Here is an 18,777-nt window from a genome sequence, read left to right on the forward strand (position 1 = left end):
ACTAGGTGCCGCAAAAAGTACGGTAAGGTTCTACGCTGGGGGGCGGTGGTGTTTGATAGGTGGCAAACTGGGGTAGATCCCGATAAGGTTGCCTGAGTGCTTCCAGCAATTGGTGAAGCAGGCTCAAATCGTTTTTTTCACTGGCAGTTTGCAAGGCCTCTTCCACAAGGTGGTTGCGGGCAATAATGGCCGGGTTGTGGGCATTCATGTGTGCGCGAACCTGATCGGGTGTTTGAGGCTGTCGGCTCAATCGTGCTTGCCACGCATCGTGCCAGTCGGTGAAAGCGGCATCCTGGAAAAAAGGCTGATCGGCCAGAGATTCCGAACCCAAACTGCGAAAAGTGTGGGTGAAATCCTGCGCCGTGTTTTGCATCCAGGCCAGTAGCGTTTCGATCAGCGCCTGGTCTGAAGATTCTTCTGTAAACAGGCCTAGTTTGTCGCTCATCCCGATTCGCCAGTAATGCTGGAAGCGCTCTGGAAACTCAAAAACCACTGTGCGTCCCAACGCCAAGGCCTCTTCACGATCGGGGTGCAAGAGGAGCAGCAGAGCTTCGGTCAGTCGGGCCAGATTCCACTGAGTCATTAACGGCTGATTGCCGTAAGCGTAGCGCCCCTGTTGATCGATGGAACTAAACACTGTTTGGGGATGATAGGCATCCATAAAGGCGCAAGGGCCATAGTCAATGGTTTCTCCGGCGATGCTCATATTATCCGTGTTCATGACGCCGTGAACAAAACCCACCAGCTGCCAGCGGGCAATCAGGCGGGCCTGTGCCTCGGAAATTGCCTGTAACAGGGCCAGATAGGGATTTTCGGCTTCCGCGCATTCGGGGTAATGGCGCTGTATGGTGTAATCGGCCAGGCTGTGAAGCAGGGTGAGATCCCCTTGGGTGGCGGCGTATTCAAACGTGCCAACCCGAATATGGCTGGCGGCGATGCGGGTGAGGATGGCTCCCGGCAGTGGGGTTTCCCGGTAGACGGGCTGGCCGGTGCTTACCACGGCCAGACTGCGAGTGGTGGGGATTCCAAGGGCATGCATGGCTTCGCTGATAATGTACTCTCTCAGCATGGGGCCCAGGGCGGCCCGCCCATCGCCTCTCCGAGAGTAAGGCGTTTGTCCAGCGCCCTTCAGTTGAATATCAAAGCGCTGTCCGCTGGGGCTGAGATGCTCTCCCAATAAAATCGCCCGCCCATCGCCTAAAATGGCGAAATGCCCAAACTGATGACCGGCATAGGCCTGAGCAATGGGCTCGGCACCCACTGGAATCTGATTTCCGGCCAATTCTCGCGCTATCGAGGGCTCGGTTTCTGTGGTACCTGAGAGCCCAAGCTCCTGACTGAGGGAATGATTGAATATCACCAGTCGTGGGTCACGGACGGGGTTAGGGGCTTGCCGGGTAAAGAAGCAGGGTGCCAGCTGGCAGTAGCTGTTGTCAAAATTCCAGCGGAGGCCGGTGGTTTCAGGATCAATCGGGCGGGACATTGGGGCTTTTCTCTGGGATTTGTGTGACTGGGAGGGTTTGGGGAATTTCACTTTCATACCATATCACTTTAGAAGGGATAGGCCAACCAGCCGCCTGTTTCACGGGTTAAACGTTCAGCCAACTTTTGGGGGCAAGCATAGCGAATTCAGGAAATCTATGACAGCCTTGCGTCCCTTGTGTTTTGGCCCATATGCTCACCAGGCTGCCTAGCCGAGGCGTCTAGTTTTTTCTGCGGTGTCTGGCTACCTGTACAGTTTTTTTCATGGGCTGGCTCAGGAACAATAGAAACGGGCTTGTGTGAATTGCTTGCTGCAATGCCAGACATGCCTCCTGAACAGAACACTTGAATAGACTTTTAGTGACCGAAAGTGCCGCTGGGCATCCTGGAAAAATAGTGTTGTGAGGCTTGAGATCATCCCATGAATATTCTGCGAGAGAAAATTTTTGACTCTTATAATCCCAATAGTCTGGCCTGGAAAATGCGACAAAAGCGATTTTTATTTTTTAAAGCCTGGCTGGCGCAATTTCCCCGACCCTTGAAAATTCTGGATGCCGGTGGAACCTTGTCCTTCTGGGAGAGTATGGGATTCGAGGATACCGAGGGACTGGAGATTGTGTTGCTGAATCTGGAGGCCGCACCAAGCCATCATCCCGCCTTTGTCAGTATGGCGGGCGATGTCACGGATTTGTCCCAGTTTGAGGATGAGGCCTTTGATATCGTCTTTTCCAATTCGGTGATTGAACACGTGGGGGATGATGCCCAGCAACTGAAAATGGCACGGGAAATTCGCCGGGTGGGCAAGGCTTATTTTGTGCAAACACCCAATTTGTATTTTCCGATAGAATCTCACTCCTGTTATCCGTTCTATCAGTTTTTGCCCAGAACGCTACAGGCGTTTTTATTGTATTACTTTGATCTGACTGGCGGCGGGATTGGCCGTACAGTGGAGACCTGGAAACAACGCCTCACCCTTCAGCCGGTGAATCGCCTGCCGTGTGAGTCCTGGGACACCTGCCTGCAACGTGTCGATTCGTTGCGTTTGCTGGATGAGGGCAAAGTTCGGCGCTTTTTCCCGGACGCCCAGTTGTATGAGGAGCGCTGTCTGGGAATGACCAAATCCTTTGTGGCCTATACCTTGCCTCTGGCAAGCCGCTTGGGGTCTCCGGCAAGCCGTCCGGATCAAGCCCCAGAGCCCGCGTTGGTCACCGCTGGGTCGGGATCATAGAAAATGGGCTGAACGGCATGAGACGACTATGGAAATTGATTGTGGATCACCACATCGTCCATCGGTAACTGGCCACCTCTGGGGCGAGCGGGCTGCACGGCCTTGCCAATGGCCACCATCAGGCCAATCACATGGTTCTCCGGCAGGCGGATAATCCGGGCCACTGCTTCCGGGTCGAAACCCACCATGGGGCAAGCGTCATAACCCATGGACTTGGCGGCCAGCATCAGGGTTTGGGCGGCAATTCCGCAGGAACGCATTGCTTCATCCCGCTGGGTTTGGGGTTTGTCCGCATAAAAATTGGTGATGGCGGTGACTAAAAAGTGACGAACTTCTTCGGGAGCGGTTTGCCAGTAGCGCTCGGGCTGTTCCGCCCAGCTGTTCAGGTTGGCGCACAGCACAATCAGCAAGGACGCATCGGTCACTTGATCCTGATTCCAGGCGGCTGCTTTGAGTTTTTGACGAATTTCTGGATCATCGACCACCACAAAGCGCCAGTTCTGGATATTGAATGAACTGGGAGAAAGTAAGGCCAGGGACAGAAGACGCTGCTTGTGATCGTCTGGCATGACAAAGGCGGGATCATAATGTTTAACGGATCGCCGTTGTTCGATGGCGGACAAGGTATCGAGTGGGGTCATAACAGTCACAGTGGCAGTCTCCAGACAATTTTCTGATATTTTAGCATCAACCGGTCAGGCGAATTCAAATTGTAAAATTTCTCGGCGATCAACAGTGCTTATGCCCAAAACGAAGAAATTTTTAAGCCCAATTAAGCGCAATTGGATGCCGGGCTTCGACGAGAAAACACCGTCACTTGGCGGTTATCGTCCGCTCGGGAATTGAGGATGCTGCTCCCACTGCCAGGCGGTTTCAACGATCTTCCGCAAGTCGTACTGGGTTGTCCATCCCAGTAAGCGCTGGGCTTTTTCGGCATTGGCCACCAGCATGGGGGGATCTCCCGCTCTGCGGGCGGAATAGTCCACATGAATCTCCCGGCCCGTCACGCTTTGGCAGGTGTTAATCACCTCCAGTACGGATGAACCCCGGGTGCTGCCCAGGTTAAAAATCTCTCCACCGGGGTTGGCTCTCAGGTATTGAATCGCCGCGATATGGGCTGATGCCAGATCGTTGACGTGGATGTAATCCCGAATGCATGTTCCGTCCGGGGTCTCGTAATCATTGCCGTAAATCTGGATGGCCTTGCGTTTACCCAGGGCGGTTTGCAGGATCAGCGGAATCAGATGCGTTTCCGGATCGTGACGCTCACCGATCAGGCCGCTTTCATCCGCACCGGCTGCGTTGAAATAGCGCAAGGCCACGTAAGACCAGCCTTGAGCCAGTGAATAGGCCCTGAGCGCCTGCTCGATCATTAACTTGGTGGACCCATACACATTGATGGGATTTTGCGGATGCTGCTCATCCAGAGGCGAATAAACCGGGTTGCCATACGTGGCGCAGGTGGAGGAAAAAACGATTTGCTTTACGCCGCAAATTTGCATAGCCTTGAACAGGTTTAAAGTATGGACGCAGTTGTTCTGAAAATACTTGGCCGGGTTTTCCTGAGACTCTCCCACATAGCAGTTGGCCGCAAAATGTATGACTGTTTTGACCTCGTATTTTCGAAGGATTTCCACCATAGCCTCTGTATTGCCAATGTCTTCTTTTTCAAAGTGAATACGAGGTGAAAATGAGAGGGCTTCCGCATGCCCTTGCGACAGGTTGTCTACCGCTACCAGCTCGCTTTCGGGAAAACGATCCAGATAAGCCTTGATAAAATGGCTGCCGATATAACCGGCCCCACCGGTTACCAAATCCATAATCCTCACCTCAGTCATTGAATACCGGAAATACTAGCATACCTCAAACTCAGAACCAATGCGCCACACGGGCCTTATCCTGCCTGCAGGGTTTTTAAAAATGGGAAGGCTGACTGTCCTTAAAAATTTTGAAAAAAATTGGGTTCAATCTATTCGGGTGACCTGGTATTTTCTGTTCGATTTGTTATTCGGGCCCGTCATGAAAATCAATGTGTTTTCGATGGGTCATGGCCAACTGTAGCGGATACGTGAAAATATTCATGCCCTGGGCGGTGACCTGAGACCAGGTGCCGTTGAAGGCCCCACGGATGGCATGCTGATAGCGATCCAGATTCGCTTCATCGTTGATATACGCGGTCAGCACCATGCCCTCGGTATCCGCAAGACTTTTGGGGAACGATCGATCCACCCGGTGCAGCATCATGCCCATGCGGGTTAAATTTTCCGCCACCGGCATAAAGGGGGCCAGAACCGATTGCAAAATGGGCCGGGGAATAACCAGTTGCGCGGGCCACACCAGCCCCAAGGCGGGGATGACCGTGTAGGATTTCAGGGATGCCTGCAGCCCGGTTCTGGACATCATTTCCTGCATGGCGATTTCCCGGATATAGGTCTGAACGGCGCTCTCATCATCGGCCTTGACGTGGGGCGGCAACCTGAGCCGACCGGCCTCCAGGTGTTCGTTGAAAGAACTCATGACCCGGGGCAGGGTCAGCCCAAAATTGATGGGAATGGAAAAGGCGCCCAGCGTTCCGATGGAGGTGGACAGCATTTGTTCGTACAACTTGGGTTGCGCTTCCGTAAAGGTCTTGGCGGCGTACAGGGAGGCGGCCATGCCTCCCAGCCCACCCATGGCGACTGAGCGATAGGTGGTGGCCACGGCTTGAGACGCTTTTCCGTCGGCATCACCGGCGCCCATCAGAAGAACCCGACGACGCAGGGATTCCAGCCAGCCCGGCAGATGGGTGGCGTGTCGGGCTGAAAAATAGTGACTGGCTGGCAGCGGATCCTCCGGCGGGGCGTTGCCGAAAACGTCTTCGTGACTGTTATTCAGGTCCATGCCTTTTAAATCGGCTTCCAGCACACCATGTTCCCCGTACCAGTTATCAATGGTATCCACCAGACTCAAAAACGCCAAGCGAATCCACATGGCCGGGTTTTTCCACACGTTTTCACCGGGCTGCGCCTCTCCCCCAATGTGGCTGGCAATCTGTTCACCGGCCACCCCGGCGGCAAACCCCTTGGAGAAGGTGGCCACCGTGTCCAGCACATCAACCTGTTCCGCGTATTGCAGTCCCGCCAGTTGAATGGCCGCCAGTTTCGCTTTCAGTTCCCGTAATTTGGGATCGTTTTTATTGTGCAGTCGATCGTTCAGCAGCTTGGCGACTGCCGGATCGGAGGCGGTAAATTGATAAATATCGGCGTCCGCCAACAGGTCGAAGCAAGGAGTCTGGCTGCCTTTTACCTTGCAGTTGGGGCCCAGGCCCGCCTTCCCTCTCAGCAGGACAGCCTCGATAAAGGGCCACAGGCAGGCCTCTTTTAATTGCACTTTTTTAAACGCGCCCGGTTTGCCGGGGTCCCGGATTTCAATCTCTTCGCTGATGCGAAAGGTATCCACAATGGGGCGAAAGACGTGTTGCTTGAAGTGAGCCTCATTTCTTAAACGCAAGGCCACGGTGGTGTTGGGTTGTATGGGCGGTAAATCCTGATCCTTGAGCAAGGCGGCGATCAGTAGCTGGGCGTTGGGATCGTTGGATGTGACCTTGATCGGCAGGGCATGATCCAGCACCAGCGCTCTGGGATGGGGTAGGAAGCGCTTGAACCAGGACGGTTGAACCGCATGGGCTTCCGCAGCTTGCGGCAGTCGATTGGTCACCTTGACCCTGGATTCTCCCGGTTCCAGCACCATAAACTCGTGGGGATCCTTGAGGGGCGGATACTGGTTTTTCTGGAAGTATTGCGCTTTCAACTCGGCATCGGACATGGGGCGAAGCTGAAAGGACTCGGACTGCCGTAGCTTTTGGGCCAGTGCCTTTCCCCCTCGTGCCGATAAGGCGGCTGCCGCTTGTAAACGGTGGGACAGTTCAGCGCCGCTTTCCGGGGCTGAACCACCTTCGGACGAGGCAGCCGCCAAGGGCAGGGTGGAAGATTCAGGCAGGCTCTGGTCATCTTGCGGCAGGGCGTGACTTTCTCGCTCCTGCTGCCAAGCTACGATACTTTCCAGACTCTGCCGGAGATCCGGCCTGGCCACTACTGGCCACATCAACGTGGCGATGGCCGGATGGGTCAGGGCGTTGTTGATCACCGTCATCAGTTTGGGTTCGTCCTTAAAAGCCTGAGTCAGCAGTCGTCTGGTTTCGGCCGTCGGCATCCCTGCTTCCAGATCGTACAGGTCTGCCAAGGGCAGTTGACGCTCCACAGCTTTCAGTAAACGCTCGATATCAGCCATTCTTTGTTCTTCATGGGCGGCTTTCAACTCGTCCCTGCGGCTGGAGGGGCTGATTTTTTTCTGAGCCCACTGCAGGAGACTTTGGGTGGTTGCCGATACGTGATGCGGTAAAAAATCAACGCTGGCCGTCATGCTGGAGAGTTTTTCTCCGCCTTTTTCAAGCAGCACAGGTATTTTTGCGTAGCCACGCGGCTTTTGGTGATCCAGTAAGGGGTTGGCCGTGGCATCCTGCTGAAGCACCAACGTGGCCAGAGCCTCAGCCTGCTCGCTGGAAAATTGGCGGTTTCTGTTTTCCGCCTGATGTCCTTTAAAGCGCGGAGAAAATCGCTTCCGGAGCGGAAGTGACGGGGAATGGGAATCCAAAGTGAACATAGAGAAAGATACCTGTGACAAGATGGGTCGCCCATCGGCGAAATGCAAGTAGAGAGCGCTTAAAGTCTGGTTTAGAGTCAGAGAGCCCGCTTTAAATACTACGGTTACCGTACAATAAGTGCTTTTTGCATGTCAAACACAGACAAAAGCCTAATAAAACGATTATAGAACGAGTGTTTAGCTCGCCAAAACCTGACGCCAGGATGCATTGGCTCGCCAATGGTTTGTTCAGAATGACTGAAAGGCGTTAATCCCGGGGGGCGGCCACTTTCCCCATTATCACCTGGTGGGGTTCAGCGGCGGGGGACAATTTGAGCGGGGGGGTGACCGATGTTCCGGGGACAGGCTTCTTGGGTCTTGGGGGCAGTTTGCAGGGCTTTTTCGAAGTGGGGATATTCCCTTTGGGCTCAGTAGCTTTCATTGAGGCCATGCCGCCCTGAGTTGCCTCCATTTTGCGGGGTGTAAGCGCTTCCCCCAGGGTCATATTTCCCTGATTGGGCTCCACTGCCGAGGCGGGTCGCACATAAAACAGTCCAGCAACGGTCACCATGCTGGCCACCGCCGCTATTTTCCCGAACCTTTTCATGAACCGTTTTCGGTGCAACGTTTTCAGCCCGACCGGGCAATCCCGGGTCAGCAAGGTGCCATCGGCCCGTCGGAAAAACCGGATGCACAGCTGTCCTTCACTGTCTGCAATCAGTGCTTCGGCGGCGTCTCGGGTCATGCCGGACAAGTTGTAGACGTTTAACTGGCATTGCTGGCAAAAGCGCTTTTGATGATCGCCAGTCATCTTCTCCCAGTCTGCGGAACAGTGAGCGGCAACGGACAGGGTCTCAAGCCATAATTCAGGCATGCGGGGAACTCCTTGGCTGACGAGGGGGCAATACGAAGCAGGGTTCTCAGCCTTGACGAAGGCAGACTGTTCAGGTTCCACCGTGCGCCGACTCAGTCCAAAATTTTTCAAGCCCCAACATTAACTGCGTGGCGACTCCCATTCAGGGGCTCACTTAATGGCAATCAATCACCATCTATCAAGCACGGGCTACAGCGGTAGACCGGCCAAATCCAGCTCAACGGGCAGTCCATTTCGTTTCATGGAAGCGTCGCAGGCTTCCAGCATTTTGACGATTTTCAGGCCAGCAAGGCCATCATTGATGGGCTTTTGCCCCGACTTGATGCAGGCGATAAAATACTCGCACTCTTTCAGCAAGGCCTCATGCCCATCCAGCTTGGGAACGTAGATGTCGCCCGTCCGGTATTGCACAATGGAGGCCAGGTCTCCGTCATTAACATCCAGAATGACCCCTTTGTCATACACTCTGACTTTTTCATCGGGAACCAGATCGTTCCAGACCAGCATCTTTCGGCTTCCCCCAATCAGGGTGCGCCGAATCTTGACCGGGGAAAACCAGTTGAAATTGAAATGGGCAATACGCTTGCCGCTGAAATGAGCGGTCACGTAGGCCACGCTTTCACTACCATCGGAGAAAAAGTCCATGCCCTGCGCCGAAATAGCCACCGGTGCGTCCGGCATCAGGTGATTGATAATCGAAAAATCATGCGGGGCCAAATCCCACACCACATTGACATCCGACTGGAACAATCCCAGATTGACCCTGGATGAGTCGTAATACATCACGTCCCCAATCACGTTGTCATCCAGCAGTTCTTTAATCTTGCAAACCGCGCCGGTAAACAAAAAGGTGTGATCCACCATAATCAGCAGTCCCCGGGCATCGGCCAGGGCGATTAGTTCTTCCGCCTGACGAGAATTGGCGGTAAACGGTTTTTCCACAAAAACGTGCTTGCCATTTATCAGGGCTTCTTTGGCCAGATGATAATGGGCAGAAACCGGGGTGGCAATAGCCACGATGTCGATTCCCGGCGAGTGTAGCAAATCCTCACTGTCCGAGCAGGTGGGCATGCCGGGGAACATCTTGTGGGCTCGCTGCAGGGCGCGTTCGTCCCGGTCGCAAATCATGACCACCTGCGCGTCTTCCACGGCGTGAAAGTTTCGCACCAGATTGGGGCCCCAATAACCAAAACCGATAACGCCAATTTTAAGCATGGACACTCACTTGTCAGATTTCTGAAATTCTAAAAACCCAGTGAAATCAACCGAATAGAGTATAACAATTAAAATATTAACACTATAATGAAAGTATCCCCTGCTATAAATTGTGTATTTTTTCGTTAGTTCAGGTTCGCTTTATTTTTTTGTTTTGGTTGTTACCTTCGGTTCAAGTGTGAAAGTGAGTTTTTGTCGATGCATCCAGCTTTGAAGTCTCCCCAAAAGCCGGTAATCCAAGGTAAAAAATTGTCCCAGAAGATTGTGCTTGTGAAGGGCGGCAGTCAGTACGATGTACTGAGAATCTTTGTTGATCATCTTGCTGAGGCTTTTCAGGAGCTTGGCGAGAGTATTGCGGTCGTCGATCTCAACCAGGAAGACTATATTGAGGATTTGAAGAAAATTTCCGGGGGCATTAAGTTCTTTATTTCTTTTAATGGCAACGGCTTGTCGTTAATGTGTCAAGACAAACCGCTTTACGACGTGATTAAGGTGCCGGTGGTCAGCTGGTTTGTGGATCATCCGTTTTACCACTGGGATCGGATTACCTACGCTCTGCAGCAGAGGCTGATTTTTTTCAGCAATCAAAACAGTCATGATTTTTATTTCAATTACCTCAGAAAGCCCAATACCGTGGATGCCTGTCTTCAGTTGGCCGGGCGGCAGGTGGTGAAAGAGATTGTACCCATTGCTGAGAGGCCTTATGATCTGGTGTTTTTTGGCAGTTGCTTGTCCAGTCTGAAAGAGGCTGAGGAGCGGCTGGACTACGGTAACAAAATTCTGAACACGGTGGTCTGGGACACTATCGAGCAAGGCAAGTTTGAGACTGAGCGTGAGTTGCATCACATTTTCTTTGAGCGTATGGAGGCAGGAGGCCTCTACCCATTGGAGCTTTCCCCGGAAAAAATGGGGTGTCTGCTCAGTGATATTGATCGCTACATTCGAATTTTCAGAAGAAATCACGTTCTGAAAGCCTTGGGCGATTATCCGATTGCGATTTTCGGTAACGGCTGGGAGCAATTTGAGCATCGCACCGGGAACATGACATTTCTGCCGGCGGTCAGTTTTACCGAGACGCCACACATTATGGGGCAAAGCAAGGTCGTGCTGAATATCATGCCCAACAACCGGGCCGGTATTCACGAGCGTTTGACCTATGCCATGCATCAGGGGGCGGCTTGCCTGAGTGAGGATATTCCCGGATTGAGAAGTGAATTTGAACACGAGAAAAATATTTTTAATTTTCAATTATCTCCCAATCTCGCTGATACGTTTTCGGACCAAATTCGGGCCATGCTGGGCGATTTGGACCGGTTACAGCAGGTCGCCGATGCCGGACGCAGTCTGGTGAATGAAAAACATCACTGGAAACATCGGGCCCAGATGATTCTGGATGCGCTTGAAGTTCACAAAGTTGCCATGCTTTTAAAGTAACTGTAGTGGAGGGCCAATGCCAGCTGCAGAGCGTAATATTCTGATTGTCGGTGGGGGTACGACCGGCTTGATGGCTGCCACCCTGTTAAGTCAGGCCTGGCCGGAACGAAATATTGTGCTGGTCGAAAAATCAAAAACGCTGGGTGGCCTGTTACGATCCTTTGATTATGGCGAACATGGGCGTTTCGATTGTGGGGCTCATAACTTTCAGGAAACCCTGATTCCAGAGCTGGATGATCTGTTCCTCAGTCTGCTCCCCCCTGAACAGTGGCATGTTATGGGCGGACGAGAGCGGGAGATTGCCGGCCATTATTATCAGGGAACGTTGCGGGAAAATACCCCCTTTGTTGATTTAAGGGGGCTGCCAGAATCATTGTACAAAGATTGCGTGCAGGATTTTTTCTGGAACCTGAGTCAGCAAAAGTCAGACGATTTCGATCAGGCGCCTCAGGGTGCTTACGCCTTTTGCCTGAGGCACTATGGGTCGGTGATTACCGAGTCTGTGATTCAACCGATTCTTTTTAAACTGTTTGGAAAAGAGATGCAGTCCTTACACAGGTTGCCGCTGATGTTTCTACATTTGAATCGGGTGGCTTTTCTGGATGAGTCGTTGGTGGCCGATTTAACGAACTCCCGGCATTTACGTAACCGCGTCGCCTTCAGTGATCAGCGAGACCTGCCCCTGGAACGTTCAGCGGGCAAGCGGAATTTCTACCCGAAAAAATTGGGCATGCAGCAACTGATTGATGCCTTTGAAGCCCGGCTGCGGCATAGAAATGTGACCATCCTGACCGAGGCCACCATCCGGGAATTTCAGCAGCAAGATGGCAGACTAACTTCAGTGACCCTCAACCGGACTGCACAGGAGCCCCTCAGACTCTCGGTGGAGCATGTGGTGTGGACTGCGGGAATTCATCCCTTGACCCTCACCCTGGGCTTACAAGATCCGGCGGACTGTTTTGATCCGCCCTTGCAAACCGCCTTTGTTCATTTCCAATTAAACGAGATGTTGCAAGCCAATGATTTGTATTACATTTACCCCTTTGATTCCCAGTTTTTAACCTATCGGGTGGTCAACTACGCTAATTTTTGCCCGCAGGCCGCACAGGGGCCAAGCTATCCGGTGACCCTGGAATTGTTTTTGCGCCCTGATACTGTGTGGGATAAGGATGCCTTGTGTCAGCGGGGCATTGAGGAACTGCGAGGGATGGGGCTGATTTCAGAGTCAGCGGAGATTTTATTTGCTGCCGCTGAAATTACAACGGACGGCCTGCCCATGCCCACTTTGAAAAATATCGAACTGACCAGAACCCGTCGGGATCGTATTCAGGCCAAAGCACTGAAAAACTTGACCCTGCTTGGGATTCTGGCCGAAGATGAATTGCTCTTTCACAAAGATGTAAATGTACATGCGTTTCAGCAACTCAAGTTGCTGATTGCCCGATCATTGCCCGCTGTTTTGCAGGAGTCCACCCCATGTCTTCCAATCCATCCGTAGGTGCTGTTAATAACTCCACGTTTTACAATCCCACGTTTGATGAGTACCGGCGTATGGCCCAGGATTCCAACTTGAGCTGCTATGAAAAAGTGGGTTTCCCGGATGCCTACCGCAAAGAGAGTGAACCTTTTATTTTTGAGGACATCTTGCGGAAGTTACCCTCCCTTGAGCAAAAAAATAAGGTGATCCTCGACATTGGGCCGGGTTGCAGCCGCTTGCCCCACATGCTGATTGAGCTGTGCGAGCGCAATGGGCATACACTCTTGCTTATCGATTCCGAGGAGATGCTGGCCCTGTTGCCGGACAAGCCGTTCATTCATAAGCTCCCGGGTCAGTTTCCCAAAATGGAAGCCTTTTTTCAGAATTATCGGGGTCGGGTGGACTGTTTGTTATCGTATAGCGTTCTGCAGATTGCTTTTAAAGAAGGGTTTTTTCAGCAGTTTGTGGATACGGCCCTTGCTTTGCTGGCGGAAGGCGGCGAAATGCTTCTGGGTGATATTCCCAATATTTCCAAGCGAAAGCGGTTTTTTGCCAGCAATAACGGCGTACGCTACCATCAGCAGTTTACAGGCGAATCCACGCTTCCGGATGTCCGCTTTAATCAAATGGAACCTGAACACCTTGATGATGGCACCTTGTTCGGGCTGATGATGCGGGCCCGCCTGCAAGGGTTTGACGCCTATCTGCTGCCTCAGGACGCACGCCTGCCCTTTGCCAACCGCCGGGAAGATTTGTTGTTGACCAGACCCTAAACGTACAGATGGTGTCAGCAAAAAACAGTTGGCTGATGGCGGCTTGTCAGAGCGTCAAATCAAAAAACTCATGCAGGGCGCTGCCGGAGCCAAATTTGCCTTTGAAGCGATACAGCCCCTGATTCAGAACACGCCCGTCGTTTTCCGTGCTGATCCCGAAATCGAAATACCGGCACCCCAGCGTATGGGCCAAGGCAATGGCGTACTCAGCTACGGGGTTCAGAGCGTAGGTGTCATAGCCCGCTTCACTGGCTGCGCTGTATTGCATGTGGGTGGTCATGGGCATGATAAACAGGACAAAGCCAGCCACAATCTCTGTTTTTTTGTCTGTCTCGGATCTGCCGATAATAAAGCGAATGGCATCGGGAAACAGGGATTTCAGGCGCAGGATTTCCTCCAGCGAATGAACGGGCCGGGCGCCGTGTTTGCGTTGTAAATTGTCCGCCAGAATCAACCAGAGGGCTTCAATATCAACCGGGTTCGCTGTTTCGGAAACGACGATCTGATTTTTTTGGGCCTGTTGCAAAGCCCGTCTCAGGGCGTAGCAGGGCTTGGGACGATGATTCAGATCAATCAGGCTGGTGATATCACAGCGGTATCGGTTGGCGTTCAATCGAAACAGGGCGTAGAGATCATCCTGACTGGGATGCTGGTGGTAGAAGGAGGGCGTGGCCTTGTAGCGCAGGGTTTGGAACCCTGCCGATTGATAGTAGGCGGCAACTTCCTGGAACGCGCTGAGCATTTTCTCGCCTTGTAAATCCCCCTGATGAATCAGGCCAGCGTAGGAAAGTCCCGGGTGACTCACCACCCGCCGGGGATCGGTGGGGTCTACCGCCGCGGGCAGAATGCCTTGCCATTGCTTTTTGCTGTTCAGCAAAATCAGGGAGCGATCCTGAAAGCGATCGCCGTGGTAGGACAAAAAACGTCGGGTCTGCATCCAGGTTCCCATGGGGGAACCGTCCACGAAGGCATCCCAGGCTTCCGAGTCGTCAGGGGTATAGCGTCTGATCATGAATTCCTGTGAGGGGGTCAGTCCGGTGGTGGTAGCGGGAATCGTCATGAACGTTGACCTGCATTGGCAAGTGAACAGCTTGAAGAACAGATTGATTCGTTGCTGGATACACACCATCATAGTGGAACTGGCTACTTTTCTCCTCGGTTGAACACAGGAGAAGGACTCCAAGGAGAGCCTGGGGCCGTACTCTTTTATAAATCGGCTACCAATCCGCGTGAGGGGTATGATTGGATTCACAAATTTTTACAATTGAATAGGGATGAATGGCAGGGCCTGATTGGGGGCCAAATACTCAGCGTCAGAATGACTTCCAGGCCTTTCCTCCGCTGTGTTCCGACCCTTACCCTCTCAAAAGGCTTTGTGTCAGCGCATGAGAGGTGGGGGCTGCTTAATCGGGTAATGGGCGGGACAAGACTGTTGGCGTCTTTTTGAAGACCCCGAAGGGCAATCCTTGGGCTTGAGCGTTTTGTCTGAAGTGTTAAAGTACGTGTCAGGGTTTCTTGTCTGAGTTTATAGTTCAAGTGGCTGGCAAAGTAGCCTTTCAAGCGGCCCAGGAGTATTCCATGTTCACAGCGTCCTATTCCCGTCCGTCAGCGTCCGTGTTTCTGGATGCGCAGTCCCGGCAGAAACCTGTCCCGGAGCCCGGGAGCGAGATACTTTTTTCGGGGCGGACCGGACAAACAAACAGCACCCCCGAATCCGATCAACTCATCCTGTCCACTCAATCTTCCAACACCGCTCATCAGGCCCTGTTTCAGTCGCTCTGGCAGAAAAACTACGCGCAATTGGGGCAGCGTTTGGCGGCTCAGCCAGAACTGGCCAATATACTGGACCCCACTGATCAGACCCCCATCCTGCTGGCGGCGGTTGCTGCGGGAGATTTGGAGGCCACGAGCCTGCTCCTGGATAGCGGGGCCGACAGCCTGCGTCCCAACCCTCAGGGAATAACGCCCATCGTTCTGGCTGTGGCCAATGGCAATGTGCCCATGGTTCGGTTATTGCTGGAAAAGGGCGCCCCCTTGAGCAGCTACCATCAGAACATGCCCCTGACGCATCTGGCCGTCCACACGGATAACGTGGAAATGCTGAAAGCGCTTCAGGCGGCAGGAACGGACGTGAACACCCGAGATGCGCTCAAACGCACTCCGTTGCACATTGCCGCCGAGCAGGACAGTACCGAGGCGACCCGATGGCTTCTGGCGAATGGGGCTGAGCTGGAAGCCCGGGATGAGGCGGGCTATAGCCCACTCCATCGTGCGGCCCTGCAGGGGAATGAAGCCGCATTCACGGTTCTACAGCAGGCGGGGGCTGATCTCAATACACGCAATGCGTTGGGGCTGACCCCTTACCTGACGGCTGCCGGGGCTGGCAAAGTACGACTGATGAAAGCCCTGCAATCGGCAGGGGCTGATGTTCAGGCGCTGACCCCAAGCGGACTCCCGGCTCTGCATTGGGCCTCGGGGCTAAATCAGGCTGAAGTCCTGCGGCATTTGCTAAGCCCCAAGCACCGAGGGGACAAGCAAACGGGCCTTAACCAGAGCGCAGGGCGGCAGGGCTATACGCCGTTGCATCTGGCCGTGGCTTTTCAAAATCAGGAAGCGATGGAAGAATTGCTCAGAGAGCGCAAAAAGGGACTGGCTCCGGCGGACTGGCACCACCCAGACGCCAACGGGCACACCCCTCGGGACTATGCCGAGGCGCACGGCGCTGCCTTTCTGGCCAAATGGCCCGCCCTGACCGGGGCGACCTTGCCTGCCCCTGACCCTATGCTCCCCATCAGGCCATCAGGAGCTTCTATTCCGGAAGCCAGCCAAGGGGCCAAAACCATTGCGCCAGTGCCCGGTTTGACCGCCCCAAAGGGGAAGATAACCCCGGCGCTGTCTTCCATTAGCCTGCGGCAGGTAACAGACGCCGATGTCCCGGAGCAGAGTCCGGGTCGGAAAGCAGGGCATCCCCCAAAACTGGCCCCTCAAACCCCGTCAGGTCATCTGGCGAAGCGGGGAAAAGGGCCTGCCGCATCTAAGCTGTCCCAGTCCGCCTCGTCCATGGTGGATGATGTCTCCAGTGCGGCAGCCGCTTCCAAAAAGGCGGGGAAGTCCAAAAAGAAGGGGAAACAGCCTCAATCGACCTTGCCACAGACCACCTCCGGGCTGGATGAGATTGATGAGGCGGTGCTGGCCGTCTATGGCGCCAAGCCGGAGGAGTCCCGGGAAACCTTTCTGGATATTCTGAATCGCCATTCGGATACCCTGCGAACGCTGGACGAACAGGGAAAATACGATTTTCTTACCCGCCAGCTGAACGCATTCAACATCAATAAACCCTATCAAGTGGCGCTTGGCAGTGCGTCCAATCCGTCGAATCGCCTACCGGTTCAGGTAACGCCCTTGCATGTGGCAATTTTAAGCACCATGCCTGTCAAATGGGTTGAATTGTTTCTTGAGAAAGGGGCGGACCCTTCTATCAAGGACACGGTGGGCAGGACTCCGTTTCATCTGGCTGCCATGACCGGCCGTTCAGACTATCTGGACGCGCTCAACGCAAAGGGAAAGTGGAGCGCTCAATTCCGGAAGCCCGAGATCTGGAAGAATTCTGTTGGCAATACCCCGCTGCATGACGCGGCCCGGGAGGGGCGGGTTGAGGCTGTTCAGTGGTTTCTGAATAAGAAATTTCCTGTGAACGTAAAAAACGAGCATGAGGAAACCCCGCTGCACCTGGCGGCCAAACAGGGCCATGCGGAAGTGATGGCTTGCCTACTCAGGCACAACGCCAATCCCGAAGCCCAGAACGGTATGGGCAGAACGCCCTTGCATCTGGCGGTTCTGGCCGATAAACCGGAGACGCTCAGCGCGTTTTTGACGACGTCTAAAAAGTTTTTCCCGATAAAGAATAGTCAGGCATGGAAAAATCTGGAGGGAAATACCCCGCTGCACGAGGCGGCCAGAGCGGGTCTGCTGGACAGTGTGGAGTGGCTGATGGCGCAGGGGTTTTCCGTTAATGAGCCTAACAATGATCTTGAAACCCCTCTTCATCTGGCTGCGGCGGGGGGGCATACAGCGTTTGTCTTGCGATTGCTGGAAGAGGGCGCCAACCCGAATGCCAGAACCAAAGCCGGTATGAGTCCTCTGCATTCGGCCACGCACACCCTGGCCACGGAGACCCTGGAGGCTTTGCTGCGTTCCGGAAAATTCGATCCCAATGCCACCCTGACCAATGGCTCTCCCGCTCTGCATCTGGCGGTGGTCAATCAGGATTTGGACAGCGTTCGCCTGCTACTGGCCAATGGCGCCGATATCAACCAGACCGAGAAAACCGGACGAGGGGCCTTGCAGCTGGCCGCCCTGATGAATGATGGGCCCATGCTCGATGAATTGTTGAAACGGGGTGCGGATCCCGGTCGGACTGATGTCGAGGGTGAAAACGTGTTGCACCATTTGCTCGGCCCCAGAAAGAATCATGATGCCACGGAATCGGTGACCATTCTGAAGCGGCTATTCGGCCAACTGCCGCCGCAAACCGTCCAGCAAATGCTCAACACCGCCGATAGACGCTTCCGGAATACTCCCTTGCATTTGGCGGTGGCCACGGGCAATACCGAAGCGGTTCAGTTTTTACTGGCCCACGGTGCTGATCCGACCTTGACCAATTGCGCCGGAAAAAACAGCCTGATGGCGGCGGTGGATAATAGCTTCCGGGCCAGCATTGACGAAATTGTAAACCGCCTGCTGAAACAACCGGATGAGCAGGTTAAAAACATGCTGGCGGGTGAAACGACAGACGAAGGGGCCAATGTCCTCCATCTGGGTGCGGCCCTGAATCTCACCGAGGCCATGAGCGCCATCCTTGAGAAACAAAATGCTTTGGCCCGTAAAGGGCTGAATGCTGGACTGAACCCGAATACCCCGGACATGAACGGGCGAACTCCGTTGCACTATGCCGCCATGCTGGGCAAAGTGGAAGCCGTCCGGTTCTTGTTGTCAGAAAACGCCGATCCCACGCCGCGGGATGGGGAAGGTCGCACTCCGTTGATGGCGGCCCTCGAATACGCCAGTCAGGCCAGTCAAGCCAATCCGGGCAGCTTGCAGGGAGCCCTGAAAATCAGCAACGTCCTGACGGATGAAATTCTGGCGGCCATACGAAATCAGGCCGTGGACGCGGGAGAATCCCCGCACCGGGCTGTGACCCGGGCCGTCAATCAAACCAACGCCATGGGGTACGGGCCCCTTCATCTGGCCGCCACAGAGGGTGGGGTTGAGCTGTTGAAAAAAATGCTTCAGCAGGGAGCGGACCCGACTCTCCTCACTCAACAGGGTGGTTCTCCCCTGCATATCGCGACGGACTTTGAAAACGCGGAAACCAGCAGCCAGATGACAGAGGCCCTGCTGGAGGCCTATTACCGTCAGGGTGGCCCTGCCTTGGTCAGTAAAATGGTGCAGCTGAAAGACAACATGGGCGTTACACCGCTGTTTGTGGCCAAAGTGCTGAATCGCCCCGCGTTGGAGCAGCGGATGCGGCATTATCGACCCGACGCCAGTCCCTTGGAGAACGCACCGGACGCATCCGCCAGTAATGCGCCCAACGCTTTCGCAAAACGTAAAGTGATCAAAGTGCCGTTTCAGGTCTGTTAAAGATTGTCCCCTGTAATGTTGGTAAGGAGTT

12 protein-coding genes are annotated in these 18,777 nt (G+C 53.9%); 5 read left to right on the forward strand and 7 right to left on the reverse strand.

Annotation, left to right across the window (positions count from 1 at the left end):
* Position 1: 1 nt before the first annotated feature.
* On the reverse strand, positions 2–1,483 hold the full coding sequence (locus tag DF283_RS08480; RefSeq protein WP_303674332.1) for a protein adenylyltransferase SelO: 1,482 nt from the start codon (positions 1,481–1,483) through the stop codon (positions 2–4).
* Between the two features lie 420 nt (positions 1,484–1,903).
* On the opposite strand from DF283_RS08480, the gene DF283_RS08485 reads away from it, so the two are divergent.
* Complete coding sequence (locus DF283_RS08485; RefSeq protein ID WP_303674333.1) at positions 1,904–2,710, forward strand: class I SAM-dependent methyltransferase; 807 nt, start codon at positions 1,904–1,906, stop codon at positions 2,708–2,710.
* A 26-nt stretch (positions 2,711–2,736) separates the two neighbouring features.
* On the opposite strand, the gene DF283_RS08490 is transcribed toward DF283_RS08485, so the two are convergent.
* The 5 genes from DF283_RS08490 to DF283_RS08510 form a co-directional block, all read right to left on the reverse strand.
* Positions 2,737–3,351, reverse strand: a complete 615-nt coding sequence (locus tag DF283_RS08490; protein ID WP_303674364.1) for a nitroreductase family protein — start codon at positions 3,349–3,351, stop codon at positions 2,737–2,739.
* 183 nt (positions 3,352–3,534) lie between these two features.
* Complete coding sequence (galE, locus tag DF283_RS08495) at positions 3,535–4,530, reverse strand: UDP-glucose 4-epimerase GalE (protein ID WP_303674334.1); 996 nt, start codon at positions 4,528–4,530, stop codon at positions 3,535–3,537.
* Between the two features lie 184 nt (positions 4,531–4,714).
* Positions 4,715–7,351 carry a hypothetical protein gene (locus DF283_RS08500; protein ID WP_303674335.1) on the reverse strand — a complete coding sequence of 879 codons (2,637 nt, stop codon included), beginning with the start codon at positions 7,349–7,351 and terminating at the stop codon, positions 4,715–4,717.
* A gap of 247 nt (positions 7,352–7,598) precedes the next feature.
* Positions 7,599–8,204, reverse strand: a complete 606-nt coding sequence (locus DF283_RS08505) for a hypothetical protein (RefSeq protein ID WP_303674336.1) — start codon at positions 8,202–8,204, stop codon at positions 7,599–7,601.
* A gap of 189 nt (positions 8,205–8,393) precedes the next feature.
* Positions 8,394–9,419 carry a Gfo/Idh/MocA family protein gene (locus DF283_RS08510; protein ID WP_303674337.1) on the reverse strand — a complete coding sequence of 342 codons (1,026 nt, stop codon included), beginning with the start codon at positions 9,417–9,419 and terminating at the stop codon, positions 8,394–8,396.
* A gap of 198 nt (positions 9,420–9,617) precedes the next feature.
* On the opposite strand from DF283_RS08510, the gene DF283_RS08515 reads away from it, so the two are divergent.
* The 3 genes from DF283_RS08515 to DF283_RS08525 are packed head-to-tail and all read left to right on the forward strand — an operon-like array spanning position 9,618 to position 13,103.
* Positions 9,618–10,853, forward strand: a complete 1,236-nt coding sequence (locus DF283_RS08515) for a glycosyltransferase family protein (RefSeq protein WP_303674338.1) — start codon at positions 9,618–9,620, stop codon at positions 10,851–10,853.
* 16 nt (positions 10,854–10,869) lie between these two features.
* Complete coding sequence (locus DF283_RS08520) at positions 10,870–12,351, forward strand: NAD(P)-binding protein (RefSeq protein ID WP_303674339.1); 1,482 nt, start codon at positions 10,870–10,872, stop codon at positions 12,349–12,351.
* Positions 12,330–13,103, forward strand: a complete 774-nt coding sequence (locus DF283_RS08525) for a class I SAM-dependent methyltransferase (RefSeq protein WP_303674341.1) — start codon at positions 12,330–12,332, stop codon at positions 13,101–13,103. The genes DF283_RS08520 and DF283_RS08525 overlap by 22 nt, the downstream gene beginning before the upstream one ends.
* 46 nt (positions 13,104–13,149) lie before the next feature.
* On the opposite strand, the gene DF283_RS08530 is transcribed toward DF283_RS08525, so the two are convergent.
* Complete coding sequence (locus tag DF283_RS08530) at positions 13,150–14,163, reverse strand: GNAT family N-acetyltransferase (RefSeq protein WP_303674342.1); 1,014 nt, start codon at positions 14,161–14,163, stop codon at positions 13,150–13,152.
* A 518-nt stretch (positions 14,164–14,681) separates the two neighbouring features.
* On the opposite strand from DF283_RS08530, the gene DF283_RS08535 reads away from it, so the two are divergent.
* A complete protein-coding gene (locus DF283_RS08535) occupies positions 14,682–18,746 on the forward strand; it encodes an ankyrin repeat domain-containing protein (RefSeq protein ID WP_303674343.1) in 4,065 nt (1,354 codons plus the stop codon).
* Positions 18,747–18,777 lie beyond the last annotated feature (31 nt).

Source organism: Vampirovibrio chlorellavorus, assembly GCF_003149375.1.
In the GTDB taxonomy this organism is placed as follows: domain Bacteria; phylum Cyanobacteriota; class Vampirovibrionia; order Vampirovibrionales; family Vampirovibrionaceae; genus Vampirovibrio; species Vampirovibrio chlorellavorus_B.